Annotated in this window: 11 protein-coding genes; 7 read left to right on the top strand and 4 right to left on the bottom strand. The window is 74.8% G+C overall.

Features of this window, described 5'->3' with window-relative positions:
* Positions 1-63 precede the first annotated feature (63 nt).
* The 3 genes from WMF26_RS12440 to WMF26_RS12430 all read right to left on the bottom strand — a co-directional run bounded on the left by WMF26_RS12440 (position 64) and on the right by WMF26_RS12430 (position 4,105).
* Positions 64-1,611 carry a M16 family metallopeptidase gene (locus WMF26_RS12440; RefSeq protein ID WP_438000489.1) on the bottom strand — a complete coding sequence of 516 codons (1,548 nt, stop codon included), beginning with the start codon at positions 1,609-1,611 and terminating at the stop codon, positions 64-66.
* On the bottom strand, positions 1,608-3,089 hold the full coding sequence (locus WMF26_RS12435; RefSeq protein WP_438000488.1) for a M16 family metallopeptidase: 1,482 nt from the start codon (positions 3,087-3,089) through the stop codon (positions 1,608-1,610). Before WMF26_RS12435 ends, WMF26_RS12440 begins: the two co-directional genes overlap by 4 nt.
* Before the next feature lie 158 nt (positions 3,090-3,247).
* Positions 3,248-4,105, bottom strand: coding sequence for a hypothetical protein (locus WMF26_RS12430; protein WP_438000487.1), 858 nt, complete (start codon positions 4,103-4,105; stop codon positions 3,248-3,250).
* A gap of 436 nt (positions 4,106-4,541) precedes the next feature.
* Here WMF26_RS12430 and WMF26_RS12425 point away from each other — a divergent pair, with 436 nt between their 5' ends.
* Entirely contained in the window at positions 4,542-5,480 is a 939-nt protein-coding gene (locus WMF26_RS12425; RefSeq protein WP_438000486.1) for a hypothetical protein, read from the top strand.
* Between the two features lie 26 nt (positions 5,481-5,506).
* On the opposite strand, the gene WMF26_RS12420 is transcribed toward WMF26_RS12425, so the two are convergent.
* Positions 5,507-6,940 (bottom strand): MFS transporter, encoded by a 1,434-nt coding sequence (locus tag WMF26_RS12420; protein WP_438000485.1) that lies wholly within the window; start codon positions 6,938-6,940, stop codon positions 5,507-5,509.
* A gap of 379 nt (positions 6,941-7,319) precedes the next feature.
* On the opposite strand from WMF26_RS12420, the gene WMF26_RS12415 reads away from it, so the two are divergent.
* From WMF26_RS12415 to WMF26_RS12390, 6 genes are all read left to right on the top strand, one after another.
* On the top strand, positions 7,320-8,588 hold the full coding sequence (locus tag WMF26_RS12415) for a hypothetical protein (RefSeq protein WP_438000484.1): 1,269 nt from the start codon (positions 7,320-7,322) through the stop codon (positions 8,586-8,588).
* Positions 8,589-8,732: 144 nt separating this feature from the next.
* Positions 8,733-9,935, top strand: a complete 1,203-nt coding sequence (locus WMF26_RS12410) for a hypothetical protein (RefSeq protein ID WP_438000483.1) — start codon at positions 8,733-8,735, stop codon at positions 9,933-9,935.
* Positions 9,936-10,967, top strand: coding sequence for a diacylglycerol/lipid kinase family protein (locus WMF26_RS12405; protein ID WP_438000482.1), 1,032 nt, complete (start codon positions 9,936-9,938; stop codon positions 10,965-10,967). It begins immediately after the preceding gene.
* Between the two features lie 160 nt (positions 10,968-11,127).
* Positions 11,128-12,699: a serine/threonine-protein kinase gene (locus WMF26_RS12400; protein ID WP_438000481.1), complete on the top strand. Its 1,572-nt coding sequence runs from the start codon at positions 11,128-11,130 to the stop codon at positions 12,697-12,699.
* A 13-nt stretch (positions 12,700-12,712) separates the two neighbouring features.
* The gene (locus WMF26_RS12395) at positions 12,713-15,328 is read left to right on the top strand and encodes a Kelch repeat-containing protein (RefSeq protein WP_438000480.1); all 2,616 of its coding nucleotides are present in this window, start codon (positions 12,713-12,715) and stop codon (positions 15,326-15,328) included.
* On the top strand, positions 15,325-16,329 hold the full coding sequence (locus WMF26_RS12390) for a PEGA domain-containing protein (RefSeq protein WP_438000479.1): 1,005 nt from the start codon (positions 15,325-15,327) through the stop codon (positions 16,327-16,329). The genes WMF26_RS12395 and WMF26_RS12390 overlap by 4 nt, the downstream gene beginning before the upstream one ends.
* The last annotated feature ends 14 nt before the right edge of the window (positions 16,330-16,343 follow it).

Below are 16,343 nucleotides of genomic sequence, written 5' to 3'. Positions count from 1 at the left end.
ACGGGGACGAGAGGCGACTCACCGCGCGGCGGGAGGAGCGCGGGCAGCGGGGACGCGGGCCGGTCAGGGCGTCTTCTTCGGCTGGATCGGCTGCCCCTCGACGTCCCAGGCCTCCGGCTCGCCGAGGCCGATCGCCTGGAGCTGCGGCAAGATCTCCTGCCGCGGGCCCACGATCACGAGGGTCGCCCCCTTCGGATCCACCGCCCTCGCCAGCTCCGCGAGGCCGGCGAGCGTCGCCTGCTGCCGCGCCTGGCTCGCGGCGCCGTCGAACGTCTCCGGCAGCGAGAGCCTCGCCAGCGTCCCGAGGCGCAGCGCGGTGCGGTTCACCGTCTCGTAGGCGGAGACGAGGTCCGCCCGGTCCTGCGCCTGCACCTTCGCCAGCTCGTCCCGGGTCAGCCCCGAGTCTGCCATCTTGGCAAGCTCGGCGAGCATCTCCTTCAGGGCGGGTCCGGTCGCCTCGGCGACTACGGACGCCCGCGCGACGAAGGCGCCCGGCCGCTTCGTCTCGCTGAACGCCGACGCGGCCCCGTAGGACCAGCCGTGATCCTCGCGCAGGTTCTGGTTCAGGCGCGACGTGAACGAGCCGCCGAGCGCGGTGTTGACCAGCTGCAGCAGCGGCCGCCGCGGATCGCTCGCGGCGACCCCCTCCCGCACGACCGCGATCACCGACTGCGGCGCCCCCGGGCGGTCGACGAGCACGAGGCGCGGCGGCTTCCAGGCCGGGGCCGCGGCGGGCGCGGCCGGCGCGCCCTTGTCGGCCGGCGCGGCGCCCGCCGGCGCGCCCTTGCCGGACCAGGCCCCGAGGTCGCGCGCGATCGCCTGCATCACCTCGTCCCGGGTGATGTCGCCGACCACGGAGATCACCGCGCGATCGGGGCGCCACGCCGCCTTGTAGAACGCCTTGACGGCCGGGAGCCCGATCGACTTGGCGTCCGCGAGCAGCCCCTCGACGGGGTGCCCGTACGGCGTGCCCGGCCCGTAGAGCGCGGCGGTCGAGACCAGCGCCGAGACCCGCGTCGGGTCGTCGCCGCGCTTGCGGAGGTCGTTCTGCCAGAGCTCGCTGACGCGCTTCCACTCCTTCGCCTCGAAGCGCGGGCGCGCGACGACGTCGGCGAGGAGCGAGAACGCCTTGTCGAAGTTCTTCTTGAGCACGGAGAGGGTCGCGACGCTGCCGTCGGCGCGCGCCCCGACCGAGACCGTCGCGCCGAGATCGTTGATCGCGCTGGACAGCTCCACCGCGCTGCGCTGCCCCGCGCCCTCGTCGAGCATGTCGGCCGTGATGTGGGCGAGGCCCGCGGCGCCCTTCGGATCGTCCGCCGACCCCGACGCGACGGCGACGGACACCGCCACGATCGGCAGCGTGTGGCGCTCGAGGAGCCACACCTTGATGCCGTTCGGCCCGTCGAGCACCACGGGCGCGGGCGGCGTGAACGGCTGCGGTTTGGGCAGCTCCGGCTTGGGCCCGAGCGGGTCCGCGGGCTGGGCGGCCGCGGCCGGGGGCGCCTTCTGCGGCGCCTCCGCCCGTGCCGGGGACTGCGCCGGCGCCTTCGGCTCGCAGCCGACGGCCGCGGCGACCAGCGCGATCAGGGCGCCTGCGTTCCTCGCTCTCATTTCGTCACCGCCTTCTTCGTCTCGTCGCTGCCCTTCTTCGCCTCGTCGCTGCCCTTCGGCACGACCCGCAGGATCACGCGCGCGTTCGGGTCCAGCGTGCTCTTCGCGACGGCCTGCAGCGACGCCGCGGTCGCGTCGCGGTAGCGCTTCAGATCCTGCTCCACGAACCCTGGCTGGCCCGTCCACGTCTCGTACCGGTTGAGCATCGAGGCCCGGCCGGCGACCGACTCGAGCGCCGTCACGAAGGCGGTCTCGTACTGGTTCTTGGCCCGGTCGAGCTCCTCGCGGCTCAGGCTCTCGTCGCGCACGCGGGCGAGCTCGGCGTCGATGGCGGCCTCGAGCTTCTCGAGCGGCACGCCCGGCCGCGCGATCGCCTCGACGGTGAACGTCGAGCCGAGATCGCCGGAGCTCTGCAGGGCGCTCACCTCCTGGGCGAGCGCCTTGTCGTAGACGAGGGCCTTGTACAGGCGGCTCGCCTTGCCCTGCTCGAGCGCCGTGGCGAGCAGATCGAGCTCGGCGTCGCCCGGCGCGAAGCGCGCGGGGCTGTGCCAGGCCATGACCACCTTGGGGAGGTTCACGTTGTCCTCGATCGTCTGGCGCACGACGCCGCTCAGCTTCACCGGCGGCGGCGCGGTCACCGCGGGGACCGGCCGCCCCGGGATGCCGCCGAAGTACCGCTCGATGGTGTCGCGCGCCTTCTGCGGCTCGAAGTCGCCCGCCACGACCAGGGAGACGTTGTTCGGCACGTACCACCGCCGGAAGAACGCGGTCACGTCGTCGACCGTCGCGGCCTGGAGGTCCTCGTGCGAGCCGATCACCGGGTGATGGTAGGGGTGCCCTTTCGGGTACATCAGCGAGGGCAGGAGGAGCTCGACCTTGCCGTAGGGCTCGTTCTCGCTGGTCTGGCGGCGCTCGTTCCTCACGACGTCGCGCTGCGTGTTGAGCTTGGCGGTGTCCATGCTGTCGGCGAGCGACGCGAACCGGTCGGCCTCGAGCCAGAGCAGGAGCGGCAGCGCGTGGGCCGGCGCGACCTCGTGGTAGTCGGTGCGGTCCTCGCTGGTCCACGCGTTGTTCCAGCCGCCTTCGGCCTCCATCCACGCGTCGAACTGCTTCGTGGGGACGCGGCGCGTGCCCATGAACATGAGGTGCTCGAACAGGTGCGCGAAGCCGGTGCGCCCCGGCTCCTCGAACCGCGAGCCGACCTTGACCATGAGGTTCAGGGCGACCATCGGCAGCGCGTGATCCTCGTGCAGGATCACGGTGAGGCCGTTCTCGAGGGCGTACTTGGTGAAGGGGACGTCGAGCTTGGGCGGGGGGGAGGCGGCGGTCGGCGCTCCCGGCGCGGGCTTCGGAGCGGCGGCCTCGGGCGGCGCGGCCGGGGCGGCCTTCGGCCCGGAGAGAGAGAAGGCGGCGGCCACGGCGGCCAGGATCGGCCCCGTGGAGCGCGGGAGCGGCGGGTGACGCGCGCGGGTCTGCATGGGCCCGAGGGTTGCGCCGGTCCCAGGCGGGACGCAAGCGGCCGGGAGCACCGAGGGCGAGATGCGGCCGGCGAGGGTGCCGTTGTCAAGTTGTCACGGAAAACGGACGCACGGCGGAAGCGAAAGGAAAGCGCGGCGCGGGCACGGGACAGCCGGGCTCACGAAGGCGGAGCGCCGGCCGGGCTCGCGGGCGCAGCGGGCGGAGGCACCGCCCCCTGCCGGTTTTCGACCGGCGTGCTCTCCGCGGCCTTGCGGGCCTTCTCCCGCCGCGATGCAGCGCGGCGGCGCCGCTCGTAGGCGCTCGTGACCTCGCGGACGATCTCCGGATGGCGGCGGAAGACGTGCGCCGCCGTCTTCCGGATGGCGCCGACGCGCTCGAGCATGAGGTGCAGGAGCTGATTGCGGATCGTGGTCGCGGCGGCCGAGGTGGCGCGTTCGGGGATCGCCTCCAGCGTTCGCCGTTGCAGGTCTTCCGCGAGCTTCCGGGCCTCGGCGATGAGGCGGACGTCGAACTCCTCGTCGGCCTCGACCAGGCGGTCCTCGAGCGACTCCGCGAGTTCCGCGTAATCGCGGAGCGCCTGGGAGAGGGCGCTGGAGCGCTGGCCGTCCTGCGCGTGGAACTCCTTGAGGCGCGCGAGCTGCGCGTCGGCGGGCTCGTCGACGTCGTCGTCGAGCAGGAACTCGAGCGCCGACTCGAGCTCATCGACCAAGAACCGGGCGCGCTCTCCCAGGTCGGTCACTGCGGGGTCGATGATGAGGAGCAGCCGCGTCTGCGCCTCCTGCACGGCGTGGACGATGGAGAGCAGCTCCTCGCTGCTCGAAGCGGGCAGGCGGCTCTTGACGCGCTTGAGGCCCGGGCGCTCGCCGTCGGGCTCCCAGTACTTCTTCACGAACGCCGCGGCGGCGACCGCCTCGCGCACGGCGACGTCGTACGGCAGGCTCAGCGGGTTGTCGGTCCGCGCCTGCTCGGCGGCGGCCTTGACCCAGCGATCGTAATCCTTCCCCTTCTTTGCCATGACGATTGCTCGACCCCCTCCTCCTGCGGTCCGCGGCCCCGCGGCCGCGGCGCGGAGCGGCAAAGATGAGCTCGCTCGAAGGGGTGTCCAGAGTCGACGCACGATCTGGACGCGCGTGGGAGGGCGCCGGAGGGGAGAGGTGGCGGTGGGATGTCCTGATGGCCGGGTGGCGTGTCCTGATGGCCGGGTGGCGTGTCCTGATGGCCGGGTGGCGTGTCCTGATGGCCGGGTGGCGTGTCCTGATGGTCACGCAGGGCGCGGCGGCCTCGCTCGTGGCCTCTCATCTCATTTCCAGATCGTCCGCACCTCCTGCCCGGAAATCCACAACGAGAGCACCTCGGACGGCACAGGGCCGGTCGAGGGTCGAGGTGGAGCGCTGGGGCAGCCGGGCGCAGCGGCCTCTCTCGCTGCGTGCGCCCACGTGGAGATCGGTGGAATGGGTCAGTACGACATCGCCTTGCGGCACATCGCGCTGCGCTGCGGCGACGAGCTCGCTCGGGGTCTGACGCTCGCATTTGCGGTCGACTCGGTCTCGTGGGTCGAGACGCAGCTGACCGCGCTGGAGCGCAGGATCGACCGGGTCCTCGAGCTCCGCGGCGGCGGTGAGCGACGCCTGGTGCAGCTGGAGTTCATCGTCGCGCCGGGCAATGACCTCGCGCTCCGCATGTTCGAGTACGCGGTCCTGCTCGTGCTCTCGCTCCGGGCCGCGGTCGACCCGGGCCGGGGCGACGGCGCCATTCCCCCGGTGGAGAGCGTGGCCGTCCTCCTCAGCGGGCGCGCGGCTCCGTGGCCGCTGGAGGGGCAGTTCCGCACGAACTGGCCCGAGAGCGAGCGCTTCTGCGGACAGAGCTTCCGCATCGAGGCTGTCTACCAACGCAAAGTGGCCGAGCTGATGGCGCGACCGGGCGTGTTCTGGCTCGTCTTCACGCCTCTGGCCGTGGACGCAACGGAGGGCTCCATCCGGCAGGTGGTCGAGGAGATCCGCCGCCGCGAGCCTCGCGACGAGCAGCGCGCGGAGCTGTATGCCGTGATGCAGGTGCTGGCGGAGCTGGCCCCCTGGGGGCAGACTTGGCACAAGGAGATCAGGATGCGAGTACAGGAGCTGGATCAGCAGTCGATCCTGGCGAGCGAAACCCTGCGGGAGGTGTTCGAGCAGGGTATCGAGAAGGGCATGGAGAAGGGCCGCAGACAGGGTATCGAGGAGATGCTGCGGGGCGTGCTCGCGCGCCGGCTGCGCCGCGAGCTGAGCGCCGCGGAGCAGGCCGCCGTGGCCAACAGGGCGAGCACGCTCGGCGATTCCCAGGCGGCTGCCGCCGTGTTCGAGCTGGACACCGAGGCCCTGCTGGCCTGGTTGCTCGGCCCCGACGCGGAGTGAGTGGGCGCCTCCGCGACCGGTGGCAGCTACTCCCGCGGCACCCAGCGCGACAGGACGACCCCCGGGATCGACGCCGCGAAGGCGATCGCGAAGAACGCCGTGAACCCCACGCCGGCGGCGAGGTAGCCGCTCACGCTGCCGGCGAACGTCGCCGAGACCGACATCAGCGCCGACCCGATCGCGAAGTGCGACGACTTGTACCCGTCCACGCAGCGCCGCATCAGGAACACCACGAGCACCGCCGTGCCGATCCCGGCGGCGATCTGCTCGAGCGTGACGAGCGCGACGATCCACGGGAGCGTCGGCCTGAGCCACGCGAGCGCCACATAAAGCAGGATCGCCAGGCTCTGCAGGAGCGCGATGGGGAAGATCGTGCGCGCGAGCCCCCACCGCTTGATGAGCACACCGCCGAGGGTCGAGCCGGCGATCGAGGCGACCGTGCCGACGCCGGCCACGTTGCCGCGCGCCGCCGTGTCGAGGCCGAGGTCCTTCAGCAGCGGCGACGACATCGCGAACATGAGCGCGTCCCCCGCCCGGTAGCAGAGGATGAACGCGAGGCTCGACGCGATCCGGGGCTGGCGCAGGAACACACGGAACGGCTCGACGTACCGCCGCAGCCCGGCGGCTCCCGGCGCCGCCCCGGGCGCCGTCGCCGCTCCGGGCGCCGTGGCGCCGGGCGCGGGCGCTACCGCGGGGCGCGGCAACCCCATCGCGTGCGCGCCCGCCAGCAGCGCGAGCGCGGCCGCCGCGACGGCGAACGACGCGCCGAAGGACGCCCAGCCGGCGAACGCGACCAGGAGCGCGCCCGCGAGCAGCGCCAGCCGGTACGCCCCGACCCGCAGCCCCGAGAACGCCGCCTGCGCGTCCTTGTCGAGCGCCTGCAGATAGAAGCCGTCGACCGCGATGTCGTGCGTCGCCGCCGCGACGGCGACCAGCCCGAACAGCGCCGCGACGAGCCCGAGCGCGCCGCTCTCCGCCGTCGCGGCGAGGCCGAGGAGGATCACCGCGAGCGCGATCTCGGCCCCCACGAGCCAGCGCCGCGCGCTGCCGTGGAGGTCGACCAGCGGGCTCCAGAGGAACTTGAGGTTCCACGGGAGCCCGTAGAGCGACACGAGGCCGATGATCTGGAGGCTCGCCCCCGCCGCCGTGAAGAACTCCCCCGCCACCTTGTGCGCGATCGCGTAGGGCAAGCCCTCGGCGAAGTAGGTCGACGAGATCCACAGACCCCGGCTCGCCGCTCGCTCCGCCGCCGCGCCGGGCGCCGCTGCCGCGCCGGACGTCACCGCCGCGCCGGACGTCACCGCCGCGCCGGACGTCACCGCCGCGCTGGACGCCGCCGCCACGCCGGACGTCACTGCGGGGGCGCCGCGCCTCGCGGCCTCCGCGCCCTGATCGGACAGCGCGGCGCGCGCCGGGGCAGCGGTCTCGACGGACTTGTGGGATGTGACGGCAGCCTCCACGCCTTCTCCGCACCCTTACACGAAGCGCCCCGGGGCGGAGCAAGTTCCAGGGCGCTCGGGGGCGCAGACCACCGCGCCGAACCGTGCGCGACCGCGCGGAACCGCGCCGACGCCGGCGCGAGGGAAGCAGCGGACTCCATTGCGAGCGACGCTGTGGTATCGGTCCGGCATCTGGTTTAACGGTGAACTGCATGCGACGGGCTCGCGCTCCCTCGGTGTCCCCCTGCCGTAACGGCCGCGACGCCGATCGTGGCGCCGCGCGTCCGGACGGCCGACACGCCGATCGTGGCGCGGCGCGTCCGGACGGCCGCGCGGCCGCCCCGGCGCGCACGGCCCTCGCGCCGACCTGCCCATCTCCGGTACTTCCGAGGGAGCGAGCGTGAACGAGTACACCCGGCGCGAGGAGGTCCGCGCCACCTTCATCGCCTCGGCCATCCTCGTCCTGTGCATCGCCGTGGCGGTCCTCCGCCTCGTGACCGTGGAGGGCAGGCTCGTCCCCGACCCGGCCGCGCGGCGGCAGGCCGAGGAGTCCGAGGCCCGCATCGCCCCCGCGCGCGCGTGCGCCCTCGCCGGCGAGAAGCTCATCGTCGAGATCGACCTGTTCAAGAAGGCCGCGAAATCCGCGCGCATGCCCGCTCCGGGCGAGGAGCCCCCGGCGCCGCCGCCGGTCACGAAGACGCGCGCGCCGCGCAACACGCCGCTGCCGAAGCCCAAGGAGCCGGACAAGCAGGGCGCGTGGGCGTCCGCCCAGCCGCTCTACAAGCAGGTCAAGACCCTCGCCGGCTGCCGCGAGGCGACCGAGGCGCTCCTCGGGGCGCGCGTGAGCGCGATCCCCGCCTGGGACGCCATCGTCAAGGCGGCCACGATCACGCCGCCGGGCACCGCCGAGGCCGAGCAGTTCGAGGCGGCGAAGCAGCTGCTCTCGCTCCTCGCCGACATCCCCGCCGACAAGGTCGCGCAGGCCACGAAGGACGCCGAGGCCGCCTACAAGGCGAACGCCGAGCGCGACCGGGAGCGCGCGCTCACCGCGATGGTCCGCGAGCCGCTCCCCCAGGGCGTCTTCTCCCGGCGCGTGGCGGTGAGCGTCGGCGTCGGGCTGACCGTCTGCGCCCTGCTCATCAGCTACCTCGGCGTGCGCGCCGCCTCGATGCGCCGCCTCGCGACGCTGCTGCCGCTGCGCGACGCCGTCCGCAGCGGGCGCCCCGGCATGCAGGCCGCGGAGATCCTGAAGACCGCCGCGGCGCACAACAGCGGCGAGCCCGGCATCGTCATCGGCGCGGCCATCGGCGGGCTCTCCGCCGCGCTCCTCGCGCCGAAGGACGCCGACCTCTTCGTCGCGGGCGTCATGGCCGGCCTCCTCATCGGCCTCGGCGGGCAGTGGGCCTTCCGCCTCGCCCTCGGGGCGAGCCGCTGGCGCGCCCGCGCCACCGAGCTCGCCGAGGTCGAGAAGCCCGCCATCCCGATCGTGCTCGTCCTGAGCGGCGTGAAGCCCGGCCTCGAGCCGGAGTTCATCCAGTTCCTCCGCTCGCTGCCCCCCGCCGACGCCGCCGCGGCGGTCGAGAAGCTCGCCTCGCAGGCCGAGGAGCGCATCCTCGCCGCCGCCGACGCCGGCGCGGCCTTCCCCCAGGGGAAGCCGCCGCCGGGGTGACGCTCGCCCGAGCAGGGCGCCCCGCCCGCCGCCCGCGCCGCCGCCGGACGCCCGCGCGCCGTCGCGGCGGACGGCGCCGCGGCGGCGCCGCTGCACCGATCGCTCGATCCGCACGCGGTTCCATGGAATGGAGGCCCACCCGACATGAAAACTCCTCTGCAGGCCCGCCGGCCCCCCGGGCGATGGGCGCTCCTCTCGCTGCTCGCCGCCACCTGGTGGCTCGCCGCGCCCCCTGCAGCGGCGCAGGACCCGGCCGCCGCGAACGCCGGCGCGCCCCCGGAGCCTCCGCCGGCCGCGCAGGCCGCCCCGCCGGCCGGTGCGGCCCAGGAAGACGGCGCCGCACAGGACGACGGCGCGCCCCAGGACGGCGCGCCCCAGGACGGCGCGCCCCAGGACGGCGCCGGCGCCCCGCCCTCCGGCGGGGGCGGCGCAGCCCCGGAGTCCGGCCCGCGCGCCGATCGCAGCCCGGCGCGGCGCGACCGGCCGGGAGCGACCAGCAGCCGCGCCACCCCCTCGAAGAAGCGCCGCGGCGACATCAACCCCTGCATGACCCCCGATCCGGGCTGGGGCGTCTACGACCGGTGGTCCCGCGCGCCCTCGATCGGGCAGATGATCATGCCCCACAAGGGCGGGGTCACGAAGCGCGGCGGCTTCGACGTCATCATCCACTTCCACGGCCACGAGGCGCTCCGGAAGGAGTTCGTGAAGACGGCCGACGGCGCCGTCCTCGTCGGCATCGACCTCGGCATCGGCTCGGGCGCGTACTCGAGCGCGTTCTCGGCGCCCTACGTCTTCGAGAACCTGCTCGACAGCATCGAGCGCGCGGTGGCGAAGAAGACCGGCAAGAAGAAGGTCTACATCCGGAAGCTCGGCCTCTCGGCCTGGAGCGCGGGCTACGGCGCCATCGAGCAGATCCTGCGCCAGCCCGCCGGCAAGCGGGTCGACGCGCTCGTGCTGCTCGACTCGCTGCACGCCGGGTACGCCGACGAGCACCAGCGCAAGCTCAAGGTCGCGCAGATCGAGCCGTTCATCGCGTTCGCGCGGCGCGCCGCGGCGGGCGAGGCGTTCATGTTCATGAGCCACTCCTCCATCCTGCCGCCCGGCTACGCGTCGACCGCGGAGACGGCGAGCTTCATCGTGCAGCAGCTGCGGGGCAAGCCGCGCGGCTCCTCGCGCCGCGACGTGCTCGGCCTCGACATGATCCGGCGCTTCGACCGCGGCGACTTCCACCTCCGCGGGTACACCGGCGACGACAAGCCCGACCACTGCGCCCACCTCGGCCTGATGGCGGACGTCATGCGGGTCCACCTCAAGCCGCGGTGGAAGACGCCGCAAGGGCGGCGCTAGATGGGCGGCATCGGCGTCATCATCAACCCCCGCTCGCGCCAGAACCAGAGCGATCCCCGCGCGGCCGTCCGGCTCGCGCGCGCGCTCGGCGACCACGGCGTCGTCCGCACCGCGCGCACCCGCGAGGACCTCGCCCGGATCGCGGAGGACTTCAGGAAGCTCTCCATCGACGTGCTCGGCATCTCCGGGGGCGACGGCACGAACCACGTGACCATCACCGGCTTCCTCGACGTCTACGAGGACGAGCCGCTGCCGCCGATCGCGTTCCTGCGCGGCGGGACGATGAACACCGTGGCCAACGCCGTCGGCGTGCCCCGCGGGCGCCCCGACGGCCTGCTCGCCGGGCTCATCGCCCGCTACACCGACCGCGGCCGGCACCCGCTGCGCTGGGTCGAGCGCCACGTGATGCACATCGGCGCCCACTACGGCTTCATCTTCGGCACCGGCTGCGTCCACGGGTTCATCGCCGAGTACAACCGCAGCGAGGAGCGGAACGCGATCTGGGCCGCGAAGGTCCTCGCCCGCGCGAGCGCCGCCGTGCTCCTCAAGACCGACACCCAGGTCGCCGCGCGCTGGGAGGGCCGCGTCCACTTCGACGACGGCTCGGCCTTCCCGGACCGCGACTACCTCGCCGTCGCCGCCGGCACCGTCGACCAGATCGGCCTCGGGTTCCGCCCGTTCCACCGCTACGACGAGCGCCCCGAGAGCTTCCACATGCTGGGCATCCACACCTCCGCCCTCGGCTTCGTGCGGAAGCTGCGCGACATCTGGCGAGCGCAGCCGATGGGAGAGGCGCACACCTTCGAGAAGATCGCGCAGCGCGCGGTGCTCGAGGCGCGCTCCGGTGTGGTCCGCTACGTGTGCGATGGGGACGTGCACGAGCACGTCGGCCCGCTCACGGTGCGCATCGGCCCGCGGGTAAAAATCCTCGTGGAGCACAAGACCGGGCACCGCCCTGTCGCCAGTCGGCGCACATCGCACGAGGTGTACGCCCGCGGCGCCCACGGCGAGCGCGCGCGCCGCGCGCGTTGATCGAGCGCCCTGCCGCGAGCGCGCGCTCGCCGCGCGCGCAACGGCCGCGCGAGACCATGGCTGTAGGAGACCGGCAAAGTTAGAATACCCTCGCTCCATGTCGCCGCGCTCAACCTCCGCGCCCGCACCCTCGACGGGATCGACGCTGCGGGCTGATGGCGTGAGCCGCCCCTCGTCGTCGTCCGCGGCCTTCCCGCGCGGCAGCGCCCCCGACGCGGGCGACCCGGAGCTGCTCGATCCGGAGTCGCTCGATCCATCGCTCCTGTCGTCGCTCCGGCAGGTCGGCGCGCCGTCGCCCGGCCCGGCGCGGTCGACGCGGCGCATCTACCGCGAGGGCGACGTGATCGGCGGGAAGTACCGGCTGCGCTACGTCCTCGGCGAAGGCGGCATGGGGATGGTGTGGCTGGCCCACAACGACGTGCTGAACATCGACGTCGCGCTCAAGTTCATCCGGCGCGAGGTCACCTCGACCGAGGCGACGCTGCGCCTCCAGCAGGAGGCGCGCGCCGCGGCGCGGATCGATCACCCCTCGATCGTCCGGGTGCTCGACTTCGGGGAGTCCGATCACCGCGATCCGTACATCGTGATGGAGGTCCTCCGCGGCGAGCAGCTGGTCGAGGCGATCGAGCGCCGGAAGCGCTTCTCGCCCGCGGCCGCGCTCCGCATCCTGCTGCCGATCGCGAGCGCCCTCGCCGCGGCGCACGACCGCAGGATCGTCCACCGCGACCTCAAGCCCGAGAACATCTTCCTCGTGAAGAACGATCGCGGCGACGTCATCCCCAAGATCGTCGACTTCGGCATCGCCAAGGTGTGGAGCGAGACCGCGGGCGGCGACGTGACCAAGGCGGGCACGGTGCTCGGCAGCCCCGACTACATGTCGCCCGAGCAGGCCCGCGGCATCACCGACGTCGACGGGCAGACCGACGTCTGGGCGTTCTCGGTGGTGCTCTACGAGACGCTCACGGGGCAGCGGCCGTTCCTCGGCGGCAACTACCACGACCTCGTGGCCGCCATCCTCGTGAAGGATCCGGTGCCGATCACCGACCTCGGCGTCGGCGACGCGGCGCTGTGGACCATCATCGAGCGCGGGCTCGCGAAGGAGCGCGCCGGGCGGTGGCGGACCATGCGCGACATGGGCGTGGCGCTCGCGCGGTGGGCCACCGAGAACGGGGTCGAGGAGGACGTGACCGGGACGTCGCTCGCCGTGCACTGGCTGAGCGACGGCGGCCAGCGGCGCCTCTCGGAGCGGCCGGCCGCGCGCCCGCCGCGCAGCGGCCCGGACGTGGAGACGATCGCGCGCGAGGAGCGCGAGGAGATCGCGCTGCCGCCCTCGGGCCGGCGGCGCTCCGCCATCGTCGCGCTGGCGGCGGTCGCGGCCGTCGTCGCCATCGGCCTCGCGCTGTTCACCCTGCGCGGCGTGACCGCGCGCGACGGCGGCGCCGACCCGCCCCCGGCCGCGACGTCCGCCGCGCCGCGCGATCTGCCCTCGCCCGCCGCCGCCGCCGCGCCGACGACGGCCGGGCAAGACGCCGGGAACCTGGCCCACCCCGCGCCGGCGCGCTCGGCCGGAGCGCCGGCGGCCGCCGGCGAGCCGCGCCGCGAGCCGACGGACGGCGGCGCCGGCCCCTCGGCGTCGCCCCGGAACGCGGGCGCCCGGCGGAGCGCCGCCCCGCGGACGACCTCGAAGACCCCTTCCGCCGCCCTGCCGGTCCCGGCTCGGCCGAACTTCTGAAGCCGCGATGCCGATGAACGTGAGGCCCGCTCGCGGAGCGCGACATCGCGAGCCCACGCTCGGCGCGCGATGGCCGCTGCTGCTCGCCCTCGCCGTGCTCACCGGCGCCTGCTCGCTGCTCGCGGACAGCGCCCTCTCCGACAAGCCCTCCGAGGGCGGCGCCGGCGCGCCGGGCAGCACGTCGACCGGCGGCTGCGCGCCGGACTGCCCGGCGGACGCGTGCTGCGGCGGGGCGTGCGTCGACCTGAGCCAGGACCCAGGGCACTGCGGCGCCTGCGGCAACGCCTGCGGCGCCGGCGAGTCGTGCTGCGACGGCGAGTGCACGAGCGTGCTGAACGATCCGTCGAACTGCGGCGCCTGCGGCGCGGCGTGCCCGAACACGCTCTGCGTGGGCGGCCACTGCTCGTCCGAGTGCGTCTTCGGCTTCGACAACTGCGACGGGAACATCGTCACGAACGGCTGCGAGGTCGATCTCACGAGCGATCCCGAGCGCTGCGGCGGCTGCTCCCTGCGCTGCCCCTCGGGCGCGATCTGCGACGAGGGGGAGTGCGCCTGCGCGCCGCCGCTCCTCGACTGCGACGGCCTCTCCGACACGGGGTGCGAGACCGACGGCTCGTCGAACCCCGCGCACTGCGGCGCCTGCGGCGTCACCTGCGGGCCGAACATGGAGTGCCAGGCGGGCGTGTGCGGGTGCCAGGCGGGGTACGCCGACTGCAACACGGCGCCCGACGACGGCTGCGAGGCCTCGCTGGGCACGACCGAGAGCTGCAGGGCGTGCGGCGACGCCTGCTCGGACGGCATGGCCTGCGACCTGATCGGCGGCTGCGCTTGCACCAACGGGCTCCTCGACTGCGACGGCCTGCCCGGCTGCGAGTCGATCGTCACCGACCCGGCGACCTGCGGCGCCTGCGGCGTGCAGTGCCCGGCGGACACGCCGCGCTGCGACGGCACGGCGTGCGTGGTCACCTGCGCCCCCGGCCTCACCGCGTGCGGCCTCTCGTGCGTCGACACGCAGACCAGCCCGCGCCACTGCGGCGCGTGCGGCGTGGTCGCGGGGCCTCACCAGCACTGCGAGGCCGGCGCGCTGGCCTGCGACGCGGACTTCGCCGACTGCGACCCGAGCGCGCCGGGCTGCGAGTCCGATCTCGCCCGGAGCACGCAGCACTGCGGCGCGTGCGGCAACGCCTGCAAGCCGGGCGCCGCGTGCGTCGCCGGCGTGTGCGCGTGCGGCGGGTTCACGCCGCACGACTGCGGCGCAGACTGCCGCGCCTGCTGCTCGGACGCGGACTGCTCGGACGGCGACGGCTGCACCACCGACGTGTGCGAAGCCGGCGGCACGGCGTGCCGGCGCACGGGCTGCGCCGCCGGAGAGCAGTGCTGCAGCCTCGTCGCGTGCCGCCAGTGCTGCACCAGCGCCGACTGCAGCGGCGACGAGATCTGCTCCGGCGGGGCCTGCATCGCGCCCTGCGGCTCCGGCCTCGTGGCGTGCGACGGGGCGTGCGTCAGCCTGAGCTCGGTCGAGCACTGCGGCGCGTGCGGCAACGCCTGCCTGAGCGGCCGCGAGTGCCGCGACGGCGAGTGCACGCCCCCGCGGGTCGTCATGGCGGCGGCCGGCGCGCCCATGCCGCGGCAGATGGCCGCGGCGGCCTGGATCGGGGACGCGCTCTTCGTGTGGGGCGGCCGCACGGCGAACAGGGACGTGAACGACGGGGGGCTCTACGATCCGGCGCGCGACGCGTGGTCGCCGCTGGGCATCGAGGGCGCCCCCTCGGCCCGCGTGCTCGCCGGCGCGGCGTGGACGGGCTCCCGGGTGCTCGTGTGGGGCGGCGGCGCGTTCGGGAGCACGGCGGGCCTGGCCACCGGCGCCGCCTACGACCCGGCGACGCGGACCTGGCGCGCGATGAGCACCACGAACGCCCCCACGGCGCGGCGGTCGCCGATCGCCGTGTGGACCGGCACGCGCCTCCTGATCTGGGGCGGCGCCGCGGGCGGCGCGCCGGTGGGCGGCGGCGCGCTCTACGATCCGGTCGCCGACGCATGGTCGCCCGTCTCCAGCGTGGGCGCGGCTCCGGCGCGCGACGGCGTCGCGTGGGCGTGGTCGGGCGCGGAGCTCTACCTGTTCGGCGGGCGCGCCGGCGACTCGACCACGGGCGACGGGTACGCCTACAACCCCACGACGGACGCGTGGCGGGCGCTGCCCAGCGCGGGCGCGCCGAGCCCGCGGGCGGACGCGTTCGCGGTCTGGATGGGAGGCCGGCTGCTCGTCTGGGGCGGCGTGGACAAGGGCGATCGCGACCTCGGCGACGGCGCGATCTACGACCCGGCGGCCGGCGCGTGGGCCGCGGTCGACGACAAGGACGCCCCCTCGCGGCGCAGCCGCAGCGAGCGGCGCACGGGCTGGACCGCGTGGACCGGCACGCGCGCGCTCATCGCGGGCGGGCGGAGCGATTCGATGCCCAGGAAGGACGGGAAGCTGTACGATCCCGCGGCAGGGTGGGGCGCGAGCGTGGCGGTGGCGAACAAGCAGCACAGCTACGGCGTGGGGGTCTGGACGGGGACCGAGCTCATCCTGTGGTCCGGGTTCGACGGGTTCTCGCTGCTCGCCGACGGGGAGCGGTTCAGGCCGTGACGCCGCGGCGGACGCGGGCCCTCGCCGGCCCCCTCGCGCTCTTCATCGCCGCGGCGGGGCTCCTCGCGGCGCCCGCGCCCGCCGCGGCGCAGAGCGCGGCCGACGTCGCGGTCGCGCGCGAGATCTTCATCGAGGGCTCCGAGTTCGCCAAGCAGGGCCGCTGGGAGGAGGCGCGGGAGCGGTACGAGCGCTCGCTCGCGATCAAGCGCGCGCCGATCACGCTCTACAGCCTCGGGGTGGCGCAGCAGCAGACCGGCCAGCTCGTCGAGGCGCTGGAGAGCTTCCGCGCGTTCCTCGTCGAGCCGTCCGCGCCGGCGACGAAGGAGTACGAGAAGCTCGCGCGGCAGGCGGTGCAGGAGCTCGAGCGCCACGTCGCCGGGCTCGATCTGAGGCTCTCGCCGGACGGCGTCGCGGGCGTGGTGGTGAAGATCGACGGCGTCGAGGTGCCCGCGGCGGCGCTCGATCGCCCTCGGCCGGTCAACCCGGGGAACCACGTGGTCACCGTGAGCGCGCCGGGCTACCGCGAGGCGCGGCGGAGCGTCGCCGCGGCGCCGGGGAGCCGCGTCGTCGTCATGCTGACCCTGGAGCGCGACGCCCCCGCGCCGGGCGCGTCCACCCCGGGCGCCTCCGTCGGGCCGCGGGCGCCTTCGGCGGAGGCGCTGCCGGGCGGCGCTGCGCACGGCGCCGCGCCCGACGCAGCGACGGTCCGCGTCGTGCCGATCGTGCTGCTCGCCGGCGGCCTGACCACGGTCGCGGCCGGCGTGGCGATCGGCCTGCTCGGCGTCGCGAGCGCGTCGGACGCGCCGACGCGGGACGGGGACGCGGCCGACGCCGCGCGGGCCCAGGCGCTCGCCGGCGACATCGTCGCGGGCGCCGGCCTCCTCGCGGCGGGCGCCGGCGTGCTCGTGCTGGTCCTCGACCGCGGCCCCGCCGGCGCCCCGCGGAAGCAGGCCTCGCCGCGCGCCGCCGTCGGCCCGCTCCGCCTCACCGTGCGCTTCTGATCGGCCCGCGGGGG

The organism is Sorangium sp. So ce185, from assembly GCF_051526825.1.
GTDB lineage: Bacteria > Myxococcota_A > Polyangia > Polyangiales > Polyangiaceae > Sorangium > Sorangium cellulosum_D.
This window is presented reverse-complemented; position numbering and strand designations above follow the sequence as displayed.

What these genes read in the sequence shown, in the direction of transcription:
- WMF26_RS12425 (WP_438000486.1), top strand. Translation starts at nt 4,542, where the DNA reads ATGGGTCAGTACGACATCGCCTTGCGGCACATCGCGCTGCGCTGCGGC.
- WMF26_RS12405 (WP_438000482.1), top strand. Translation starts at nt 9,936, where the DNA reads ATGGGCGGCATCGGCGTCATCATCAACCCCCGCTCGCGCCAGAACCAG.
- WMF26_RS12430 (WP_438000487.1), bottom strand. Translation starts at nt 4,105, where the DNA reads ATGGCAAAGAAGGGGAAGGATTACGATCGCTGGGTCAAGGCCGCCGCC.
- WMF26_RS12440 (WP_438000489.1), bottom strand. Translation starts at nt 1,611, where the DNA reads ATGAGAGCGAGGAACGCAGGCGCCCTGATCGCGCTGGTCGCCGCGGCC.
- WMF26_RS12435 (WP_438000488.1), bottom strand. Translation starts at nt 3,089, where the DNA reads ATGCAGACCCGCGCGCGTCACCCGCCGCTCCCGCGCTCCACGGGGCCG.
- WMF26_RS12395 (WP_438000480.1), top strand. Translation starts at nt 12,713, where the DNA reads ATGAACGTGAGGCCCGCTCGCGGAGCGCGACATCGCGAGCCCACGCTC.
- WMF26_RS12410 (WP_438000483.1), top strand. Translation starts at nt 8,733, where the DNA reads ATGAAAACTCCTCTGCAGGCCCGCCGGCCCCCCGGGCGATGGGCGCTC.